Source organism: Streptococcus sp. SO2 (assembly GCF_030440025.1).
In genome coordinates this window covers 238,436-257,675 of sequence record NZ_JAQFJH010000002.1, presented here as the reverse complement: position 1 = coordinate 257,675, position 19,240 = coordinate 238,436, and the positions used below count along the sequence as shown (strand labels likewise).

Here is a 19,240-nt window from a genome sequence, read left to right as displayed (position 1 = left end):
AACGCTTACTGGAAAATGAAAGGATTTAGGAGTTCATGGATAAACGATTTTTTGAAAAACGCTGTAAGTTCAGTATTCGTAAGTTTACGCTTGGAGTAGCTTCGGTGATGATTGGAGCGACTTTCTTCGCAGCTAGCCCAGTATTAGCTGATCAAGCAAGAGTTGGTTCAACAGATAATTTGCCGAGTGAACTAGCTGATTTGGATAAGAAGGCTAGTGATGAGGGGCACGATTTTGACAAGGAAGCTGCCGCTCAGAATCCTGGTTCAGCTGAAACTACTGAAGGCCCACAAACAGAAGAAGAGTTGTTGGCTCAAGAAAAAGAAAAGTCTGAAAAGTCAAGCAATCTGCCAAAAGAATTAGAAGATAAGTTGGAGAAAGCCGAAGACAATGGGCGCGAAGTTGACAAGGATCAATTGGCCCAAGATACAGGGAAGCTCGTCCCAGAAGATGTGGCTAAGACTACCAATGGGGAATTAAACTATGGCGCGACTGTTAAGATTAAGACGCCATCAGGAGAAGGTAGCGGTATTGTCGTTGCAAAAGACCTTGTCTTGACGGTTTCTCATAACTTTATCAAGGACAGCCAAGACGGCAATATCCGTAAGGTTGTGGATAATGACCAAGGGGATGGAGATATCTATAGCATCTCTTATCCAGGATTGCCAGATGTCAAGTTTAGTAAGAAAGATATCATTCATTGGGATCGTGAAGGCTATCTGAAAGGCTTCAAGAATGATTTGGCCCTTGTGAGATTGCGTACAGTTCTAGAAAATACGCCTGTTGAAGTAACTAAAAAGCCAGTGGTTAAGAAAATCGGAGATAAGCTCCATGTCTTTGGTTATCCAGAAGGAAAATTGAATCCGATTGTCAATACTACAGTTGATTTTGCGGAACCATACGGAGAAGGTGTCCAAGGGATTGGTTACCAAGGAGGAAAACCGGGTGCTAGTGGCGGCGGTGTCTTTGATACAGAAGGCAAACTAGTCGGTGTTCACCAAAATGGTGTAGTTGGAAAACGGAGCGGCGGCATTCTCTTCTCACCAGCTCAACTAAAATGGATTCAAGACCACATGCAGGGAATTTCAAGTGTGAAACCAGCAGACTTGGAAGAGAAAGAAAAACCGGCTGAAGAAAAACCAAAAGAGAATAAACCTGCAACTGCGAAACCTGAAACACCTAAGACAGTAACTCCTGAATGGCAAACAGTAGCGAATAAAGAGCAACAAGGAACCGTCACTATTCGTGAAGAAAAAGGTGTTCGCTACAATCAATTGTCTTCAACTGCACAGAACGACAATGGCGATAAACCAGCCTTGTTTGAAAAACAAGGATTGACAGTTGATGCTAATGGAAATGCGACTGTTGATTTAACCTTCAAAGATGATTCTGAAAAAGGCAAATCACGCTTTGGTGTCTTCTTGAAATTTAAAGATACCAAGAACAATGTTTTTGTTGGTTATGACAAGGACGGCTGGTTCTGGGAGTATAAATCTCCAACCGATAGCACCTGGTATAAGGGGGGACGTGTAGCAGCGCCTGAGACAGGATCAATTAACCACCTATCAATTAACCTCAAGTCAGATGGACAACTCAATGCAACGAATAATGATGAGAAACTCTTTGATACGGTCACTTTGCCAGCAGCTGTTAATGAAACTCTCAAAAATGAGAAGAAAATCGTCCTAAAAGCTGGTTCCTATAGCAATGACCGTACGGTTGTCAGCGTTAAAACAGACAATCAAGAAGGTGTAAAAGCGGATGATACTCCTGCCCAGAAAGAAACAGGTCCGGCTGTTGATGATAGCAAGGTGACTTATGATACGATCCAGTCTAAGGTCCTCAAGGCAGTGATTGACCAAGCCTTTCCACGCGTGAAAGAATATACTTTGAATGGGCATACTTTGCCAGGACAGGTGCAACAGTTCAATCAAGTCTTTATCAATAACCACCGAATCACCCCTGAAGTTACTTATAAGAAAATCAATGAGACAACAGCAGAGTATTTGATGAAGCTTCGCGATGATGCTCACTTAATCAATGCGGAAATGACAGTACGCTTGCAAGTTGTGGATAATCAATTACACTTTGATGTGACCAAGATTGTCAACCACAATCAAGTTACTCCAGGTCAAAAGATTGATGACGAAAGAAAATTGCTTTCAACTATTAGTTTCCTTGGTAATGCTTTGGTCTCTGTTTCGAGTGATCAAGCTGGTGCTAAGTTTGATGGGGCAACCATGTCAAACAATACCCATGTCAGCGGGGATGATCATATCGATGTAACCAATCCAATGAAAGATTTGGCTAAGGGTTACATGTATGGATTTGTTTCTACAGATAAGCTTGCTGCAGGTGTTTGGAGCAATTCTCAAAACAGCTATGGTGGTGGTTCGAATGACTGGACTCGTTTGACAGCCTATAAAGAAACAGTTGGAAATGCCAACTATGTCGGAATTCACAGCTCTGAATGGCAATGGGAAAAGGCTTATAAGGGCATTGTCTTCCCAGAATACACCAAGGAACTTCCAAGTGCCAAGGTTGTTATCACCGAAGATGCCAATGCTGACAACAAAGTCGACTGGCAAGATGGTGCCATTGCTTATCGTAGCATCATGAACAACCCTCAAGGTTGGGAAAAAGTTAAGGATATCACTGCTTACCGTATCGCGATGAACTTTGGCTCACAAGCCCAAAACCCATTCCTTATGACCTTGGATGGTATCAAGAAAATCAATCTCCACACAGATGGTCTTGGGCAAGGTGTTCTCCTTAAAGGTTATGGTAGTGAAGGTCATGACTCTGGACACTTGAACTATGCTGATATTGGTAAACGTATTGGTGGTGTTGAAGACTTCAAGACCTTGATCGAAAAAGCGAAGAAATATGGAGCTCATCTTGGTATCCACGTGAACGCTTCTGAGACTTATCCTGAGTCTAAATACTTTAATGAAAATATTCTTCGTAAGAATCCAGATGGAAGCTACAGCTACGGATGGAACTGGCTAGACCAAGGTATCAACATCGATGCTGCTTATGACTTGGCGCATGGACGCTTGGCTCGCTGGGAAGACTTGAAGAAAAAACTGGGTGAAGGTCTCGACTTTATCTATGTGGACGTATGGGGCAATGGTCAATCAGGTGATAACGGTGCCTGGGCTACCCACGTTCTTGCTAAAGAAATCAACAAACAAGGCTGGCGCTTTGCGATTGAGTGGGGTCATGGTGGTGAATACGACTCTACCTTCCAACACTGGGCAGCTGACTTGACCTATGGTGGCTACACTAATAAAGGTATCAACAGTGCCATCACACGCTTTATCCGCAACCACCAAAAAGATTCATGGGTTGGGGACTACAGAAGTTACGGTGGTGCAGCCAACTACCCACTTCTAGGTGGCTACAGCATGAAAGACTTTGAAGGCTGGCAAGGAAGAAGCGACTACAATGGCTATGTAACCAACTTATTTGCCCATGATGTCATGACTAAGTACTTCCAACACTTCACTGTAAGTAAATGGGAAAATGGTACACCAGTTACCATGACCGATAATGGTAGCACCTATAAATGGACTCCAGAAATGAAGGTTGAGCTAGTCGATGCAGCAGGTAACAAGGTTGTTGTGACTCGTAAGTCAAATGATGTCAATAGCCCACAATACCGTGAACGTACAGTAACGCTCAACGGACGTGTTATCCAAGATGGTTCAGCTTACTTGACTCCTTGGAACTGGGATGCAAATGGTAAGAAACTTCCTACTGATAAGGAAAAAATGTACTACTTCAATACGCAGGCCGGTGCAACAACTTGGACCCTTCCGAGCGATTGGGCAAAGAGCAAGGTTTACCTTTACAAGCTAACGGACCAAGGTAAGACAGAAGAGCAAGAACTAACTGTAACAGATGGTAAGATTACTCTAGACCTTCTAGCAAATCAACCATACGTTCTTTACCGTTCAAAACAAACCAATCCTGAAATGTCATGGAGCGAAGGCATGCATATCTATGACCAAGGATTTAACAGCGGAACCTTGAAACACTGGACTATTTCAGGAGATGCATCTAAAGCAGAAATCGTTAAGTCTCAAGGTGCAAACGATATGCTTCGTATCCAAGGCAATAAGAGCAAGGTAAGCCTTACTCAGAAACTGACTGGCTTGAAACCAAATACCAAGTATGCTGTTTATGTAGGTGTCGATAACCGTAGTAATGCTAAGGCAAGTATCACTGTGAATACTGGTGAAAAAGAAGTGACTACTTATACCAATAAGTCACTCGCTCTCAACTATATCAAAGCATATGCTCATAATAATCGTCGTGACAATGCTACAGTTGACAATACAAGTTACTTCCAAAATATGTACGCCTTCTTTACAACAGGATCGGACGTCTCAAATGTTACTCTGACTTTGAGTCGTGAAGCTGGTGATGAAGCAACTTACTTTGATGAAATTCGTACCTTTGAAAATAATTCAAGCATGTACGGAGAAAACCATGATACAGGTAAAGGCACCTTCAAACAAGACTTTGAAAATGTTGCTCAAGGAATCTTCCCATTTGTAGTGGGTGGTGTCGAAGGTGTCGAAGACAACCGGACTCACTTGTCTGAAAAACACGATCCATATACACAGCGTGGTTGGAACGGTAAGAAAGTCGATGATGTTATCGAAGGAAATTGGTCATTGAAGACAAATGGACTAGTGAGCCGTCGTAACTTGGTTTACCAAACTATTCCGCAAAACTTCCGCTTTGAGGCAGGTAAGACTTATCGTGTAACCTTTGAATACGAAGCAGGATCAGACAATACCTATGCCTTTGTAGTCGGTAAGGGAGAATTCCAGTCAGGTCGTCGTGGTAGTCAAGCAAGCAACTTGGAAATGCATGAATTGCCAAATACTTGGACAGATTCTAAGAAAGCTAAGAAGGCAACCTTCCTCGTGACAGGTGCAGAAACAGGCGATACTTGGGTAGGTATCTACTCAACTGGAAACGCAAGCAATACTCGTGGTGATTCTGGTGGAAATGCCAACTTCCGTGGTTACAACGATTTCATGATGGACAATCTTCACATCGAGGAAATTACCCTAACAGGTAAGATGTTGACAGAAAATGCTCTCAAGAACTACTTGCCAACTGTAGCCATGACCAACTATACGAAAGAGTCTATGGACGCTTTGAAAGAGGCGGTCTTTAACCTCAGTCAGGCAGATGATGACATTAGCGTGGAAGAGGCGCGTGCAGAGATTGCCAAGATTGAAGCTTTGAAGAATGCTTTGGTTCAGAAGAAGACAGCCTTGGTAGCAGAAGACTTTGAAAGTTTGGATGCGCCAGCTCAACCAGGTGAAGGTCTTGAGAATGCCTTTGATGGTAATGTATCTAGCCTATGGCATACATCTTGGAATGGAGGAGATGTAGGCAAGCCTGCAACCATGGTCTTGAAAGAACCAACTGAAATCACAGGCCTTCGTTATGTTCCACGTGCCTCTGATTCAAATGGAAACTTGCGTGATGTGAAACTGGTTGTCACAGATGAGTCTGGTAAGGAACATACCTTCACAGTGACAGATTGGCCAAATAACAACAAGCCAAAAGACATTGACTTTGGCAAGACAATCAAGGCTAAGAAAATCGTCCTTACTGGTACCAAGACTTACGGAGATGGTGGCGATAAATACCAATCTGCAGCGGAACTTATCTTTACTCGTCCGCAAGTAGCAGAGACTCCTCTTGACTTGTCAGGCTATGAAGCAGCTTTAGCTAAGGCGCAGAAATTGACAGACAAAGAAAACCAAGAGGAAGTGGCTGGAGTTCAGGCGAGCATGAAATATGCGACTGATAATCATCTCTTGACTGAAAGAATGGTGGCCTACTTCGCAGACTATCTCAACCAATTAAAAGATTCTGCTACGAAACCAGACGCTCCGACAAGTAGCAAGGGTGAAGAACAACCACCAGTTCTTGAAGTTCCTGAATATACAGGCCCTTACGGAACAGCTGGAGAAGAAGCGGCTGTTCATGACCTACCTGAGTTTAAGGGCGGTGTCAATGCGGCAGAAGCAGCTGTACATGAAGTCCCTGAGTTCAAGGGCGGCGTTAATGCAGTTCAAGCCTTGGTAAACGAATTACCAGAATACAAAGGTGGAGCCAATGCAGTTCTAGCAGCTGCAAATGAAGTCCCTGAGTTTAAGGGTGGCGTCAATGCGGTCCAAGCCTTGGTAAACGAGAAACCAGCCTACACAGGTGTATTGGCTACTGCTGGAGATCAAGCAACTCCAACAGTTGAAAAACCTGAGTACCCGCTCACTCCAAGCCCAGTAGCTGATGCCAAAACTCTGGAAGATAAAGAAGAGCAACTTCCTGCTACAGGAGAACATAGTTCAGAAGCAGCCCTCTTCTTGGCAAGTGTGAGCATCGCTTTATCTGCTGGGGTTCTTGCGACAAAACGTAAAGAAGATTAATGAGATTTGGTTTTAGCAGTTCAAAGCAACTCGAATCAAAAAGGAACAAACAGCCGGAGAGGACCTCTTGGTTCTCTCCTTTTTCAAAGGAGAAATGATACCGCTTACTCATGTATGCGGATGAAAGGAATAGGAGAAAGATGGATAGACATTTTTTTGAGAAACGCTGTCACTATAGTATAAGAAAATTTGCAATCGGTGCAGCCTCCGTTATGATTGGTGCTAGTATCTTTGGCGCCAATATGGTTCAGGCGGCAGAAACAGCAACACCTTCAGAGACAGAGGGAAGTATCACTCATGTTCAAGCCCTGGATAAGTTACCAGATGATTTAGCCGCTGCGCTTGAAAAAGCAGATGCAGAAGCTGCAACAGAAGCAAGTCATGAAGAAACTCCAGCGACTGATGAGGGAACCAATCCTGCAGCAAGTGAAGAGGCAAAACCAGGGACAAGTCCCGCAAGTCCCAAGCCAGCAGAAACGCCCAAACCGGTTGAAACACCAAAGGCGGATAATCAACCTGCGGAAACCACTACACCAGCAGTAAAACCAGCTGAGAAGACAATCGAAGATAGAGAAGATGTCAACCATCTCGAAGGTGCTACTGCTCAGGCAAGCAACCATGAGACTGGGACCAACTTTACTGCAGATAAGGCTATCGATGGAGATGACAATACCCGTTGGGCTACAGATAGAGATGCAGTAAAACCAACTTTTGAATTAACTCTTCCCAAAACTACCCTTATCAAGCATGTAGAAATAGACTGGGATCGTCGTCTTCGTAATGGGCAAAATGACCCCAATATCAAATCTTGGAGTCTCTACTATGCAGGTCAAGAAGACGTGGGCGCTAGTGGAGAAAAACAATGGAAACTAGCTCATACCAAAACTGGAGAACCTGTTTTAGATGAGAAAGTTGACTTAGCCAATAGCATCAAAGCTAAGTACCTCAAATTGGAGGTCAATGACTATCAAGCGGGAACAATGAACTGGAGAAACGTTGGAATCCAAGAAATTCGAGCTTATTCTAACGTTCCGGACCACAGTAAGGTAACGGATATCCGCCAAGTAACCGAACTAACAGTAGCAGAAGATGGACAGTCTCTTGTCTTGCCAACTTTACCAGGGAAAGTTAGCCTTATCGGAAGCAACAAGCAAGGCGTGATTGACCTTCAAAATCACATCTATAAGCCTTTGACAGACCAACGTGTCAAGGTCATGGTCCAACAAATCAGAGATAGTCATACCTTTACAAAAGAGTTTGAAGTAGTCATCAAGGGGCTACATCAGGACGAGGGTGTAGGTGTCAAACCAAAAGTAGCACCAGCTGTTCAACAATGGTATGGGAAAGAAGGCCAATCTTCTATCACTTCAGATACAGTCCTTGCGACAGGTGATTCTGGCTTTGATCAGGCAGCAACCTTCTACCAGTCGGATCTTGCCAGCCGTGGATTGGAACTAGCAACAGGTGACAAGCAGGCTCAAAAACGAATCGAATTTAAAAAGGTTGAAAATAAGGGTTACGGTAAAGAAGGGTATGGTATCACTATCCAAGATGATGTGATTACCATCGAAGCTGCCACAAACACAGGTGCCTTCTACGCCACTCGTACTCTTCTTCAAATGGGAGAAACAGACCTACAAAATGGCGAAATTCGCGATTTCCCAAGTTTCAGCCACCGTGGCTTTATGCTAGATACAGGTCGTAAATTTATCCCTTATGACACTCTTGTAGACATCATGCTCAACATGGCTTACTACAAGATGAACGACTTGCAGTTGCACCTCAACGATAACTATATCTTCCTTAAGGAACACTTGGCAGGTAAGAGCTTAACACCAGAAGAACAACTCAAGTATGTTCTTGAACATGCCAAGACTGGTTTCCGTTTGGAGACCGATATTGTCGGTACGAATGGTCAAAAATTGACATCAGATGAGCATTATACCAAGGAAGAAATGCAAAATCTGATTAAATTGGCCAAGGCTCTTCATATCAACCTAGTACCAGAAATTGATACACCAGGGCACGCACTTTCATTTGTTAAAGTTCGTCCAGACCTCATGTATCAAGGTAGTCTGAGCGATTATGCAGGCAAGCACAATGTTGAGCGCGTAGCCATGCTCGATCTAGACAATAAATACGAAGAAACTCTTAAATTTGTCAAATCCGTCTATGACAAACTCCTAGATGGCCCAGATGCTCCTTTGCATGGTGTATCCACTGTTCATATCGGTACGGATGAGTACTATGGTAGCCGCGAAAGCTACCGTCGCTACGTCAATGATTTGACCCAATATATCAAGTCTAAAGGCTATACCCCTCGTATCTGGGGCTCGCTCAGTGCGAAACGAGGTAAAACAGCGGTTGATTGGAACGGAGTAGAAGTTGATATCTGGAGTATTGGATGGCAACGACCAAATGAAGCCATTGCTCAGGGAGCTAAGATTATCAATATCACAGATGTGCCGACTTATAGTGTACCAAGTGGAAGCAATAGTCAAGCAGCCTATGGGGACTATGCAAACTACGAACGTCAGTACAATAGCTGGACACCGAATGATTTTAGAGCAGGTGGAGGTCCACTTCTGCCAGCTTCTCATCCAAGTATTATTGGTGGTGGGCACGCAGTTTGGAATGACAATATTGACCTTCATGAGACAGGTTTGACCTCTTATGATATCTTTAAACGCTTCTTCAAGAGCATGCAAACTACTGCGGAGCGCACTTGGGGATCTGATCGTGCAGCTGCGACCTTTGCAGAACGTACCCTACCAACGAGCCCTTATGCGCCACAGTCAAATCCTGATAGAGCGATTGATCAAAGTGATTTGTTTACTATCAATCCTGAAACAGTCAAGAACTATGCAAGCAAGAAGGTGAAGACAAGCGAGCAAGGATTGGCATTTGAGAAAGACAGCAGCATCGAAGGCTTGGCTGGTGATGTTGGTCCAAGTCACGTCTTGAAGTTTGATGTGACTGTCACTGGTGACGGTGAACAAACCTTCTCAACAAGTGGGGACAACCGTATCTATCTAGCTGATAAAGACGGCTATCTTGCTTATCAATTTGAACAGTTCCATATCCAATTCAAGAAAAAACTGGAGAAGAACAAACGTTATCAAATCTCTATTGTGACCAAACCACAGTCAACGGAAGTTTATGTGGATGGTGAGAAGATTGAGCGTATCGCAAATCCAGAATACCCTCGCTTTGCCCACAATAGCTTGGTTCTACCGCTTGAAAGCATCGGTGGGTTCAAAGGAGTCTTGCATAGTGCAGAGTTGTCAGACAAACCATTTGTAAATCCTCGTTTGATTTCAAATGATAAGATTACGGCAACCGCAAGCAGTCAGCAACTTCCAGGAAACGCGACTGAAGGCGCTGTTGAAAAGGCCTTTGACAATGATCCAAATACCTTCTGGCATACTAAGTGGACTGGTGACACTGCGCCATTCACCCTTACGATGACCTTGAAAGAAGCAGAAAAAATCAATGGCTTGACTTATCTCCCACGTCCAGGTGGTGGAAATGGTGTCGTGACGCGCTACGAAATCTACGCACAAAAAGATGGCCAAATGGTCAAGGTTTCAGAAGGAAGCTGGGACAATAACGCCCAAGAAAAAACAGTCAACTTTGCGGCGGTAGATACCAACAAGATTGAGTTGAAAGTATTGGAAGGCGTTGGTGGTTTTGCAAGTGCAGCTGAAGTTCATCTATTAAAACCTGTCAAAGAAGAGCAAGAAACGCCTGCACCAAGTCAACCAGAAAAACCAACTACACCAGAAAAACCAAAAGTAGAGCAAACAGGTGATGGAACAGTTGAATTGGCAGATCAATTCACTGCAAGTAAACCAGCTAGCGAAGACAGCATTGCCACTGCCAGCAAGAGCGCAGACTATCTCAAGAAAGAGTACAAGGTCTTCCCAACTCCACAAAAAGTGACTTATGGAGAAGGAGTCACAGCCCTTCGCAAGCAAGTCAATCTGGTCATGGGCGATCAACTCGATATCTATACTCGCAATCGCTTGAAGAGTGTCTTGCAGGACAATCAAGTATCTTATACAACTGGTAAGGCAGCAATCGCTGGCGCAACCAATATCTATCTTGGAGTGCATGGACAAGGTTCACAAGCAGAGCAAAACTTGTCCAATGTTTCAGCAGGTCTCTTTGACAAGATTGACGCCTATGTCTTGAGTATCAAGGATAATTCGATTTCTATCGTCGGAAAAGACACTGATGCAGTCTTCTATGGTTTGACAACCTTGAAACACATGCTCAAGGAAAGCCAAGTACCAGTCCTTCGCAATGTAACAGTAGAAGATTACGCAGAGCTCAAGAACCGTGGTTTCATCGAAGGATACTATGGAAACCCATGGTCGAATGCCGATCGTGCAGAACTCATGCGTTTTGGTGGCGATTTGAAATTGAACCAATACTTCTTTGCACCAAAAGACGATCCATACCACAACAAGAAATGGCGTGAACTCTATCCAGAAGAAAAACTAGCTGAAATTCGTGAACTTGCTCGTGTCGGAAATCAAAGTAAAACTCGCTATGTCTGGACCATCCATCCATTCATGAACAACCGCATCCGCTTTGGCAATGAAGCGCATTACCAAGAAGATTTGGCAACCATCAAGGCCAAATTTACCCAGTTGATGAAAGTGGGTGTCCGTGAATTTGGTATCCTTGCAGATGATGCTCCAAGCCCAGTCGGAGGCTACAATAGCTACAACCGCTTGATGCAAGATATGACCAAGTGGTTGACTGAAATGCAGGGAACCTACAGCGGTCTTCGCAAAGAAATGATCTTTGTTCCTGGCCAGTATTGGGGTAATGGACGTGAGGATGAGTTGAAATCCCTCAATGAAAATCTCCCAAGTTCAACATCCATGACCTTGACGGGTGGTAAGATTTGGGGCGAAGTCTCTGAAAGCTTCCTTTCAACTCTCAAGAACAATCTATCCGCAGGTGGAAAGACCTATCGCCCAGTTTCACTTTGGATTAACTGGCCTGTAACAGATAACTCTAAACAGCACTTGATTCTAGGTGGTGGTGAGAAATTCCTTCATCCAAATGTGGATCCTAGCTTGCTATCTGGTATCATGTTGAACCCAATGCAACAGTCTGAACCATCTAAGATTGCCCTCTTTGCAGGAGCTCAATACTCATGGAAACAGTGGAAATCAGAGGAAGAAGCTAAGAAAATCAATGATATTGCCTTCAACTTTGTAGAAAATGGTCATTTTGAAGATAGCAAGGTATCAGCAGCCTTCCGCGAACTTGGTAAACACATGATCAACCAAAACATGGATAATCGTGTCGTCAAACTAGAAGAATCTGTAGACTTGGCTCCAAAATTAACAGACTTCATGACCAAGCTCAAAGCAGGTCAGGATGTGACTGCAGAACGTGTAGCCTTGCGTGCAGAATTTGCCAAGATTAAAGAAGCAGCCGAACTCTATAAAGCATCAGGCGATAAAAAAATGGTTGCCCAAATCCACTATTGGTTGGATAATGCAATCGATCAAATGAATGCTCTCGATGCCTTCCTTACAGGAACTGAAGCCATGGCTACAAACGATGCAGCCAAACTTTGGGATAGCTACTATAAAGGTTTGAAATTGTACGAACAGTCTCAAACTCACACCTTCCATTATGTAGACCATATGGAAAAGGCTGAATTGGGTGTTCAACATATTCGTCCATTTATCCTATCCCTGAAAGAAGTTCTAGCGTCTGAAGTTCAAAAAGTCTTGCATCCAGACCAAATCATCAGTACCTTTATCACCAATCGAACAGGTGTAGAAGGTAGTTTAGCAGAAGTAACGGATGGCGATTTGGCAACTCATGCGATTATTAAATCACCAAATAGCATCAAGACAGGTGATTATATTGGTATGAAGTTCAACAAGCCAGTAGCGATTCAAACCTTGACCTTTGCTATGGGAACGCAGGCAAATCCGCGTGATACTTTTAGTAAGGCAGAAGTGCAGTATCTAGATGAAAATGATAACTGGGTAACCTTGAAAGAGCCAAGCTATGTCGGAAATGAATCCCTGCTTAAGTTTGAGAATCTCAACATCAAGGCCAAGGCAGTTCGCATGATTGCGACAGCAGACCGCGAGAACACTTGGTTTGCAGTTCAGGAAATTGCAGTCAACCGTCCAGTTGAAAAAGCTCGTAGCCAACAAGCAACGACAGTTAGTCTAAGCTCAAATCTAGTTTACAAACTAAATACCTCAGCCCGTCAAATCACTGATGGCAAGGACAATACAGAAGCCATGATGGCAAATGCTGATGGAAGCAATACAACACCAGTAGATGCTTGGGCACAACTGGACCTCGGTGAAGTCAAGTCAGTTACTAAAGTTCGCCTTCGCCAAGGAACGGGTGATAAGCTTGCCGCAGGTGTACTTGAGTACTCTACAGATGGAACTGCATGGCAAGAGTTGGATCGCCTATCAGGAGAACAAACCAAGGAAGTGACCAGAGCTATAAATGCTCGCTACATCCGAGTCCGCAATACTAAGGCACTCGACCTCTGGTGGCGTATCCAAGACTTCTCTGTTGAGACACGCTCTGGAAACAGTGAGTTAACGGACACCAACGTCGATGCCTTGAAGGAAACGCCGGTAGTGGATAGCTTGGGACATTATGAACTTCAAATTCCAGCTGGAACCAAACTCCCTGCTCATAGCTATCTAGGTATGAAACTTGACCGTATCCATCAAATCAAGAGCATCCAGCTCAAAGGTCAGGCCAACCCTGCTCTTACTCTAGAGTACTCTGCAAATGCTCAAGAATGGATGCCAGCTAGCCAGTTGACTGATAGATCTGCAGCAAGCCACTTAGTACGTTATGTGCGTTTGGTCAACAAAACAGATCAGGAACAAGCTGTGACAGCCACTTCTCTCCTTGTGACAACCAAAGAAGTGCAACCAACCAAACTAGAATCTACAACTATGGGCATTCATCCAACATACGGAAGCAATGATGTTCGTAAGCTGAACAACCTAGATCAACTATTTGACAGTGTTTATAACAACTTCGTTGAGTTTTCAGACTACGCCCATAAAGATGGTCACGTAACCTTGAAACTTGGTAGCGAACGTACCATCAAGAAGATCAGAGCCTACATCCAAGACGGAACTCAAAACTACCTTCGTGATGGTAAGATCCAAGTCAGCCAAGACGGTAAAACTTGGACAGATGTCGTTACAGTAGGAGATGGTGTGGCCAATAGCCAACACGATGATTCATTGACAGATGGTTGGACACATGATTCTAAGATGCCAGGAAATCGCTATATCGAGGGTGAATTGACGACACCAGTTAAAGCTAACTATCTCCGTGTCCTCTATACAGCAGACTATGATGCCCGTTTTGTAGGCTTTACAGAATTGGTCATCAACGATGGTGAATTTGTCAAACCAATCAATGATCCAACAGTAGAAGGAAGTAGTGGAGAAAGCCAAGGCAACCTTTATAATAATCTTGTAGACGGCAAAGTCTTGACTAGCTACAAGTCTGAAAAAGACAAGGGCGAATTGGTGTATCACTTATCCGAACCAACCAATGCCAACCACCTTCGTCTCGTTTCCAGTCTTCCTGAAGGAGCTAAGGCACGTGTTCTTGCTAGAACACTTAAGGATGGCCAAGACAGTTGGCTAGACCTCGGTGCCATTACATCCAGTCTCCAAACTTTTGCTATCCGAAATGGCGGCTCTCTTCTAGACGTCAAATTAGTCTGGGAAGGTGGCAAGGCTGAGTTTTATGAATTGGCAAGTTTCCATCAAGAATTAACAGAAGAACCTGTTCAGTCAAGCAAGGGCGAAGAGCCAGCACCCGTTCTTGAGGTTCCTGAATTCACAGGTGGTGTCAATGCAGTTGAAGCCTTGGTACATGAGCTTCCAGAGTACACAGGCCCAGTAGCGACAGTAGGTGACCAAGCTGCTCCAACAGTAGAGAAACCTGAGTTCAAGGGTGGTGTCAATGCAGTGATGGCTCTAGTGCATGAATTGCCAGAATACACAGGCCCGCTAGCAACAGTAGGTGATCAAGCTGCTCCAACAGTAGAGAAACCTGAGTTTCAGGGCGGAGTCAATGCAGTGATGGCTCTAGTGCATGAATTGCCAGAATACACAGGCCCGCTAGCAACAGTAGGTGATCAAGCTGCTCCAACAGTAGAGAAACCTGAGTTTAAACTTAGCTCACTTGCTTCAGATGAAGATAAGGCACCGGCACCGGAACTAAAACAAGAAGTGACGAAGCGAGAAACAGCTGAACAAAGCTTGCCAGCAACAGGTGAGAGTCAATCTGACACAGCCCTCTTCCTAGCAGGTGTTAGCCTAGCCCTATCTGCTCTCTTTGTAGCAAAAACAAAGAAAGACTAGTATTTAGTAAAACCTCTTAACAAGATTACGAAATCCGTTTCCTATCTTTCCCAATGAGGTTTATAGTACAGAAAAAGCCTGAGAAGATGTCTTCTCAGGCTTTTGTTAAGCAGATAGATGCAATAGTGCTATGAAAAAATCACCCAGATTTTTCTGGGTGATAAATGTTATGGTTGTGCTGGTTGAGGATTCTGATTTTGGTTCTGGTTTTGTTGACCAGGCGTTGTATTTGGTTGCTGGTTATTGGTATTATTGTTTGCACTATTATTCGTGCTTGGAGTAGTTGAGCTTGACTGTGAAGTTGAACTTTCTGATGTCGAGCTCGAACTTTCTGGTGTTGGGGCCTGTTGAGGAGCAGGAGTAGTCCACGCAGGACGTGCACCTTTTTTAAAGACGAATTCTCCACCTCTGTAGAGTCCTTCTGGCATAGTCCAGTCGCCAGGATGATCATCTTCAGATAGATAAGTCATCATCGAACGGTAAACCTTAGCAGCAACATAGAAGCCATCACCAACAATAGGAGTCAGGCGGTTCGAGTAACCAGTCCAAACGGCCATTGAATATTTACGAGTATAGCCAACGAACATTTCGTCTGGAGCTACATAACCTGTGTTCTTGACGTAGTTTTCAATCTCATCATCTGTGTAGTTTGATGTACCAGTTTTACCAGCTTGTGGCAACCATGGGAGGTAGGCTCCTCGACCAGTTCCATATGCTAGGACAGTTTTCATCATATCCGTCATCATATAGGCGGTCGTCTCTTTCATGGCACGAGTACCAGGATCAGAGAATTCTTTTGAACTGCCATCACTGAAGACAATTTTGTTGATATACATCGGCTTGCGGTAGATACCACCGTTAGCAAAAGCTGCGTAAGCAGCAGCCATCTTTTCACTACTTGCTCCATACTTTTTATTAGATTCAGTTGTATTACTTGAAATGGCATTTGCATAGTACATATCTGGATAGTCAATACCAAGTCCATTTAGGAAGGTTTTGGCTCTGTCTAAACCAACTTTATTCAAGGTTTCTACGGCTGTAACGTTTCGTGATTGTTGGAGCGCATATTGGATGGTGATATTTCCAAAATAACTTCTATCCCAGTTGTAAACAGGGGTGTCTGTTCCAGGATAGTTGTATGGAACATCATGTACAATCGAAGCAGTTGAGTCGTAGATGTCATACTCCAAGGCAGGAGCATAGTCTGTGATTGGCTTCATGCTAGAACCCCAGTCACGGTTGGTTTCAACAGCTTGGTTGATTCCGAAGGAAACATTGCTTGATTGGTGACGAGAACCTAACTGAGCAATGACTTTCCCGTTTGTCACATCCACAATAGTTGAAGCTACTTGCATTTCATCATCTGGATAGTTGACATACTCGTCGGTATTGTAGATATCCCAGAGATGTTGTTGAACTTTAGGATCAACGTTGGTGTAGACGTCCATACCAGTCGTTAAGAGGTTGTAGCCTGTTTCTTGTTCGAGTTGATCGATTACCTCTTTGAGATAGTTGTCCATGTATGGAGGATAACTATTAGCCGATTTTAGACTTTGAAGTCCGTCCGTAATTGGAGTATTGATTGCTTTTTCATACTGCTCAGCTGAAATGTAACCTTGTCCCTTCATCTCAGAGAGGACGAGATTGCGTCGTTCTTGAGCAGCTTCTGGATGTGAGTATGGATCATACTGATTTGGTGCCTGAGGCATTCCGGCAAGGAGAGCCAGTTGAGGAATACTTAAATCTTTGAGATCCTTGCCATAGTAACTTTGGGCAGCAGTCTGCATTCCGTAGTTACCGTTTGACATGTAGACCTTGTTGATGTAGTAGGTCAGGATTTCTTGCTTGGTTGCTTTCTGTTCAAGTTGAACGGCCAGCCAAGCTTCTTGAGCCTTACGTGAAAGGGTCTGGTCCGACGTTGATGTAGAAAAATAAGTTAATTTAATCAGCTGCTGCGTTAAGGTTGAAGCTCCCTGAAGGCCTCCACCACCACGAAGATTTCGTAGAGTGGCACCGAGGATACGAATAGTATCAACCCCGCGGTGATTAAAGAAACGATGGTCTTCAATTGAGACGATGGCATTAACCAACTCTGTAGGGATTTCATTTGCTTGCGCATTTACCCGACGTTCTGATCCAAGATCGGCAATGAGTTCATCGTTTTTGTCATAGATCTTGCTAGACGTTGTAGCGACTAGTTTACTTTCAGATAGGGTCGGAGCCTTGCTGACATAGTAGAGGAAGAGTCCTCCGCCTAGCACAACTACTGCGATAAATACAGTTAAGAGACAGATACTGACATACTTAGCTATTCGCAGGAAAATTTGTTTGTTCATCTTGTTTTACCACCCAGTAAATGTTCTTTGATAATATCGAGATAGGGAATCTGAGGAAAGGCACCAGGCTCAATCCTGTATCCATTTTCTTGAATATATCCAAGTGGCATTGACTTTTGTCCCATATCTTGATGATAGAAACGAATCAAGTCAATGGCCGGCAATAAGTAGGTTTCTTGCTGAGAAGAAAAGTGAAGGAGTACAAAGCAGATCCCTTGTTGGGCAAGGACTTGTTCCATGTGTTGGATCTGATGGAGATGAAAATTCTTCATCGGGATCGCATGTTTCTGCCTAGTTTCCTTTGCTTCAAAGTCGATGTAGTATCCATCATAAACCCCCGAATAGTCTGTTGTTGAGGCCTGTCTGAAGTAGGCTTCAACGATCTTGGCTCGACTTCTTTGGGGATAATCGACACGTACGATTTGGATGGGAGTCGGTTTTTTGTGGATAACAGCCAGCCCATGCGACAAGTAGTAGTCGTTCGTAGCATTGATCATCTTTTCAAAGGACATCCCCCGATTTGCGAAATTTTTAGTTCGTGACAGGGGTGCTTGTCTTTTTTGTGATGAAATTTTATGTGGATAGTTGACCATAATTCTCCTTATTGGTACAATAACATCACTCTATTATACCATAAAAGTATACAGAAAGGATGAAAAATGCATACAGCCTTGATTATAGGCTATTCTGCCTTCGACCTTGGTCTCTTTAATGACAAGGATATTCGCGTTGATATTATCAAAACAGCCATTGGTAGAGACTTGGAAGGTCTAGCAGAGGAAGGGGTGACCTGGCTTGTCTTTACAGGGACTCTGGGCTTTGAGTACTGGGTACTTCAAGTAGCTAAAGAAATGAAAGAAGACTATGGATTTCAATTGGCGACCATTTTTGATTTTGAAACCCATGGCAGTAATTGGAATGAAGCAAATCAAGCGAAATTGAGTGAGTTTAAGCAGGTTGACTTTGTCAAATATGCCTATCCACAATATGAGCACAAGGGGCAACTGCGTGATTATCAAAAATTTCTGCTGGAGAATACAGATACTTGCTATCTTTTTTACGACGAAGAAAAGGAAACCAAGTTACGATATTTTTACCAAATGATGAAAAATCAAGCGGACTATGTTACAAGACGATTAACATTTGAGGACTTGAATGAAATAGTAGAAAATTTTTCCGAAAAGTAAGGTTTTGACCTTGATTTTTACTTGTCTTTTTTTATATAATAATACTAGTAACCCAGAATGGAGAGAGACATGGCAAGTATTATATTTTCAGCGAAAGATATTTTTGAACAAGAATTTGGACGTGAAGTACGTGGATACAGCAAAGCAGAAGTGGATGAATTCCTTGATGATGTGATTAAGGATTATGAAACTTATGCGGCTTTGGTCAAATCTCTTCGTCAAGAGATTGCTGATTTGAAAGAAGAATTATCTCGTAAACCACAGGTAGCTCCAACTCAACCAGACTCTATTGAAGTAACAGCTTCTACTTCAATGACAAACTTTGATATTTTGAAACGCTTAAATCGTCTCGAAAAAGAAGTATTTGGTAAGCAAATCTTAGACAACCAAGATTTATAATTGACTAAGGAATGAGTGCAATTTTTGGATAATCGCGTGAAGAGATTCTCTTTTCATGAGGAAAGTCCATGCTAGCACAGGCTGTGATGCCTGTAGTGTTTGTGCTAGGCGAATCCATAAGCCTAGGGACGAGAAATCGTTACGGCAGTCGAAATGGCTAAGTCTTCGGATAGGTCAAAATAGGCTTGAAAGTGCCACAGTGACGGAGTCTTTCTGGAAACAGAGAGAGTGGAACGCGGTAAACCCCTCAAGCTAGCAACCCAAATTTTGGTCGGGGCATGGAGTGCACGGAAACGAACGTAGTACTCTGACTGCTAGCAGATTTATGCTGTTAGCGGTAGACAGATGATTATCGAAGGAAGTGGTCCTAGTCACTTCTGGAACAAAACATGGCTTATAGAAAATTGCATATAGGTTGGGGCTGAGAAATCTTTCTCAACCTCATTTTTTAAAGTGAACAAAAG

6 protein-coding genes and 1 other RNA gene are annotated in these 19,240 nt (G+C 43.5%); 5 read left to right on the top strand and 2 right to left on the bottom strand.

Features of this window, described 5'->3' with window-relative positions; translation table 11 throughout:
* The first annotated feature begins 35 nt into the window (after positions 1 to 35).
* Complete coding sequence (locus tag PCY17_RS03620; RefSeq protein WP_301391860.1) at positions 36 to 6,458, top strand: SpGH101 family endo-alpha-N-acetylgalactosaminidase; 6,423 nt, start codon at positions 36 to 38, stop codon at positions 6,456 to 6,458.
* A gap of 140 nt (positions 6,459 to 6,598) precedes the next feature.
* On the top strand, positions 6,599 to 14,854 hold the full coding sequence (locus PCY17_RS03615; RefSeq protein ID WP_301391859.1) for an SIALI-17 repeat-containing surface protein: 8,256 nt from the start codon (positions 6,599 to 6,601) through the stop codon (positions 14,852 to 14,854).
* A gap of 167 nt (positions 14,855 to 15,021) precedes the next feature.
* Here PCY17_RS03615 and pbp1a read toward each other — a convergent pair whose 3' ends face one another.
* Positions 15,022 to 17,190 carry a penicillin-binding protein PBP1A gene (pbp1a, locus tag PCY17_RS03610; RefSeq protein WP_301391858.1) on the bottom strand — a complete coding sequence of 723 codons (2,169 nt, stop codon included), beginning with the start codon at positions 17,188 to 17,190 and terminating at the stop codon, positions 15,022 to 15,024.
* Positions 17,187 to 17,783 carry a Holliday junction resolvase RecU gene (recU, locus tag PCY17_RS03605; RefSeq protein ID WP_301391857.1) on the bottom strand — a complete coding sequence of 199 codons (597 nt, stop codon included), beginning with the start codon at positions 17,781 to 17,783 and terminating at the stop codon, positions 17,187 to 17,189. The genes pbp1a and recU overlap by 4 nt, the downstream gene beginning before the upstream one ends.
* A 66-nt stretch (positions 17,784 to 17,849) precedes the next feature.
* Between recU and PCY17_RS03600 the strand changes: the two genes are divergently transcribed.
* The 3 genes from PCY17_RS03600 (at position 17,850) to rnpB (ending at position 19,178) form a co-directional block, all read left to right on the top strand.
* A complete protein-coding gene (locus tag PCY17_RS03600; RefSeq protein WP_301391856.1) occupies positions 17,850 to 18,377 on the top strand; it encodes a DUF1273 domain-containing protein in 528 nt (175 codons plus the stop codon).
* 69 nt (positions 18,378 to 18,446) lie between these two features.
* On the top strand, positions 18,447 to 18,776 hold the full coding sequence (gpsB, locus tag PCY17_RS03595) for a cell division regulator GpsB (RefSeq protein ID WP_007518509.1): 330 nt from the start codon (positions 18,447 to 18,449) through the stop codon (positions 18,774 to 18,776).
* Between the two features lie 20 nt (positions 18,777 to 18,796).
* An RNA gene (gene rnpB / locus PCY17_RS03590) (RNase P RNA component class B) lies at positions 18,797 to 19,178 on the top strand.
* Positions 19,179 to 19,240: the final 62 nt, after the last annotated feature.

Bases quoted from the DNA above. Each gene is read 5' to 3' on its own strand.
- recU (WP_301391857.1), bottom strand. From the start codon at position 17,783: ATGGTCAACTATCCACATAAAATTTCATCACAAAAAAGACAAGCACCC.
- pbp1a (WP_301391858.1), bottom strand. From the start codon at position 17,190: ATGAACAAACAAATTTTCCTGCGAATAGCTAAGTATGTCAGTATCTGT.
- PCY17_RS03615 (WP_301391859.1), top strand. From the start codon at position 6,599: ATGGATAGACATTTTTTTGAGAAACGCTGTCACTATAGTATAAGAAAA.
- PCY17_RS03600 (WP_301391856.1), top strand. From the start codon at position 17,850: ATGCATACAGCCTTGATTATAGGCTATTCTGCCTTCGACCTTGGTCTC.
- gpsB (WP_007518509.1), top strand. From the start codon at position 18,447: ATGGCAAGTATTATATTTTCAGCGAAAGATATTTTTGAACAAGAATTT.
- PCY17_RS03620 (WP_301391860.1), top strand. From the start codon at position 36: ATGGATAAACGATTTTTTGAAAAACGCTGTAAGTTCAGTATTCGTAAG.